This window comes from Pseudomonas sp. HMSC063H08, from assembly GCF_001813645.1.
GTDB lineage: Bacteria > Pseudomonadota > Gammaproteobacteria > Pseudomonadales > Pseudomonadaceae > Pseudomonas > Pseudomonas aeruginosa.
Genome location: NZ_KV813524.1, coordinates 1 through 2,947, shown reverse-complemented (window position 1 = coordinate 2,947; position 2,947 = coordinate 1). Strand labels below are relative to the sequence as shown.

Sequence of the window (2,947 nt, the reverse complement as noted above, 5' to 3'; positions counted from 1 at the left end):
GAAAATTAGAGTAGAGAAAATAAATCTGTCCCTTTATGAAGGTTCTGAATAGCTTTCAGTCCTTCTTGCTCCGAAGCACTCAGGCTCTCGCAGCAAAGCTTACTCAACTATATAAGTGGTGAATCTATTTGGCTCTTCCTCCAAGTGCAACCTTCTACACTTCGGGCATCGGTACACCGTAATGGCCTTTTCATCAAGAGCTTCATATAACTGGTCAGAAGACAGCTTATCCTCGCTATCTAGCCTATCCCCCAAGCTCTCTATTGCTGACTCAGGAATTAGAGTCAACTCATAGTCTGACCATCCTTGCGAAAGGTTCATAACGTAGCCACAGGTACACGTGTACTTCGGCATAATCAGCCTCCTCCAGCAGGTCGATCAAATCGGACCAATGATCCGTCTGGTTTCTGGAAAAATATAGTTTTTATACTCTGCGCGTTAGTCTTCCCCCACATACGAGCAGCAATGGACGACATGTCAGTGCTTGGCAAGTCCGCCTGCACCAAGACTCCGCCGGCTTGATTCAACTTCTTCTCTATCGCTCGAACTATCTTTGTCGGATCAAGATTCTTCGGCGTATACACATCAATGGAACCGAGTCCATCAACATGCAAGTCCGCAGTTCGCTGCCCTTGAATACCTTTAGCTGACGCAGTGGTTTGGTGCGTAACATCGTACCCAAGACCAGATAACCCTTGTCCTGCACGTACTTCATTTGCGTCAGGTATTGCGCCGGCTTCAATCTTAATCTTCCCTGCTGTCCCAGTCGCTTTTGCGGCGAGCTTAACTGGATGGGTATAAGGCATTCCCGCCTCAGCATCCGCCAACGCCCCAATGGTAGGCAGATTAGCCTTTCCTGGGGCCACCTCTCCTTTGGGCAACTCTCCCGCCTTCAGCGCATTCATGAGCGCCTTGGCCGTTACCTTGCCAGCGGCACCGCCCATTGCCGGAACGCCGATTCCGAACGGATTGAACCCCGTCTGGTCCAGGTATGCACCGACTTCCTTCTGCCACTGTGGATTGCCGTTCCACCAGAGGTTGGCGGTCTGCTCCAGGTGCAACTGACCAGCCGTCGTCCAGTCGACAACATTTCGGCCCATCAGGAAACCGTAGGCTATATCGCTGTCACTTCCTGCCGGATTAGCTGTTTCCTGCCGGGCCACCAGCTCGTTGAGAGCCGTAGACCCCGCATCGATCTCCGCACGAATCTCCGCGCAATTACCCACAGCCACGCAGCCATTCAACCTCCGCCGGTTCTCGTCGCTACGCGCCTTGAACTCTTCCTCTACCTGACGGCAATTTCCCTGGGACTTGCATTTCTGCAAGGCATTATCCAGATCGGCCACATCCTGATGGTTGAGGAAGTTGTATTGCGTCGAGTTCTTCGCTACCCAAGCAGCGCTTTCCAGAGCTTTGCCTGTCGCATCAGGATCGCGTACCGCCGCAGCCACAACACCAACCAATTGCGACCCCATAGTGACCATGGCTTCACGGTTCTCAGGGCTCAAGCTCTTGAAGGCCTGGTCTAGCTTGGCCACCAGCGCTTCATTGGCGCCAGCCGCCGCGGCGCCCGTGGCGAAATCGCCACCGCTGACCTGCGCCGCCAGGCCACCCATCAGGGCGTGCATGGTCACCATCGAAGGATCGCCTGGCTTCAGGCTGTATTCCTGGCCGATATCGCCGACGAAGTTGAAACCTGCCGCCGCGAAACTGTTGTAGAGCGCGCTCTTCAGCGCCTCGTTCAGGCTCCCGCCCTGGCCCAAGGCCTGGCTCAGTACAGTGGATGTAGCGTTCTGCATCGCCTGATTGGCAGCGAAGCGACCAACACCAGATAGGCTGCTGAGGTCTACCGTGACCTTTCCAGTAAGCGGATCAGTCTTGGTCTGAAGAATCCCGTCGAAGTACTCAGCCGTCAGCCCCCCGGTCAGGCTCGCAATAGCAATCTGCTTCAGACTGTCGCTACTGAAGCTGTCTTTCAACACCTTCCCGAGATCGCCCTTGTTGTTGATCAGGCTGACCGCTGCCGTGCCCGACAGGCTTCCTGCCGCACCAACTCCTGCGCCCATGGCGAAGCTACTGGCACCCACTCCTGCACCACTGAGCGCTCCCGCTGCCGCCATGCCACCGATGGCTGCCGCCGCGATGGCGACAGCGATCTGCGTCGCCGGCCCCATGCCCGAGTTGCTGTACTTCCAGCTATCGTGCACCTCCTGCACCATGCGCCAGTCCACATCCCCGCGCTGCTCGGCCTCTTTCAGCCACGCCAGTTGCGGATCCGCCTGCACCATCGCGTCGATGGTCTGGCTCACGGTCTTCTGGTCGATGTGCTTGAGGTCGATCTTCAGCCCTTCCACGGCCTTGATCGCCAGATTCCCCTGGGCCACGATCTGGGTCTGGCGCACGGTTTCGTCAGTCTGGCCCTTGCCCTTCGACGACTGCCACGCCAGGTCGCCCTTGCTCTTCTCGTGGCTTTCCTGGTGCAGGTCCTTCACCGCCTCGAAGGTCACCGCGCCGCCGCTGACGATGGCCAGGTCGTTGCCCGATTCCAGCTTCGCGCCCTGGTAGGTCTGGTCGCCGCCGCTGAGCAGGGTGAGGTCGCCGCCGCTGCTGATCTGGCTGCCCACCGCCTTGACGTCGGTGACTTCGTCGCGCCGGGTTTCCTTGCGGCCGAAGTCGCCTTTCTTCTTCTTGTCGTACAGGTAGTAGTTGCTGTCGTTGGCGGCCAGCAGTTCCAGCTTGTCGCCGGCCACCAGGTAGGCCTCGTCGCCGGCGCTGGCCTGGCTCGCGATCAGGCGCAGGTCCTGTCCGGCATTGATCGCCAGGTCGCCGCCGGCGTCCACGCGGGTACCTTGCTGGGCGACCTTGTCTTCCTGGTAGGTGACCTTCCTGGTCTTGCTGTAGGCATGCTCCTCGTTCGCCGCCGCCAGGGTCACGTCGCGCCCGGCGG

Annotated in this window: 1 protein-coding gene; it reads right to left on the bottom strand. The window is 58.4% G+C overall.

Annotated elements, in window-relative coordinates:
- Positions 1-356 precede the first annotated feature (356 nt).
- Positions 357-2,947: DUF637 domain-containing protein (locus HMPREF2924_RS22115; protein WP_177344964.1), on the bottom strand; the 2,591-nt coding region annotated here is incomplete at its 5' end.